At 62.5% G+C, this 734-nt stretch carries 1 protein-coding gene; it reads left to right on the forward strand.

Features of this window, described 5'->3' with window-relative positions; genetic code table 11:
* The coding region (locus tag EN893_RS36375) for a polysaccharide biosynthesis/export family protein (protein ID WP_245490985.1) at window positions 1-734 on the forward strand (734 nt) is incomplete at both ends.

The raw sequence follows: 734 nt of genomic DNA on the forward strand, positions 1-734 counted from the left end.
GTCCCGCACATCGCCGCCGCCGGCGACTATCGCCTCGGCTCGCAAGACAAGCTTACCATCCGCGTCGCCGAATGGCAGACAGTCGAAGGCACATTTCGTGATTGGTCGGCGGTGAATGGCGAGTACACGGTCGGTCCATCCGGTACGCTGTCGGTGCCGTTCGCCGGCGAGTTGCCGGCATCCGGCAAGACCACGTCCGAAATCGCGGCGGCGATCGGCGAGGCGCTGCAGAAAAAGCTCGCTTTGTCGGACCGACCGGAAGCCTCGGTCGAGATGGCGCAGTTCCGGCCATTCTACATTTCGGGCGAAGTCCAGAACCCAGGCCAATTTCCCTATGTCCCGGACCTGACGGTGTTGAAGGCAATCAGCGTCGCCGGCGGCATCAGGCGCAACGCCGACTACGGCCCCCAGCTCGGCAAGGACCTGGTCACCGCCAAGGGCATGTTCGACATCTCCGACGACCAGCGCATTCGACTGATCGTCAGGCGCGCCCGCATCGATGCGGATATGGCCGGCAAGGCGAGTTTCGACGTGCCGAAGGAGGTCGAGGGCGATCCGAGACTGCCAGCCATCGTGGCGGACGAGATGACGATTCTGACGGCCGACCAAAAGGCGCTGAAGCTGAAACTCGAGGCGCTCGACGACCTGAAGGGGGTTTTGGAATCTGAAATCGAGTCGCTGCAGAAGAAGATCGTCAATCAGCAGCAGCAGGTCGACTTGGCGCAGCAGCAACT

Source organism: Mesorhizobium sp. M7A.F.Ca.CA.004.04.2.1 (assembly GCF_004022825.1).
Taxonomy (GTDB): Bacteria; Pseudomonadota; Alphaproteobacteria; order Rhizobiales; family Rhizobiaceae; genus Mesorhizobium.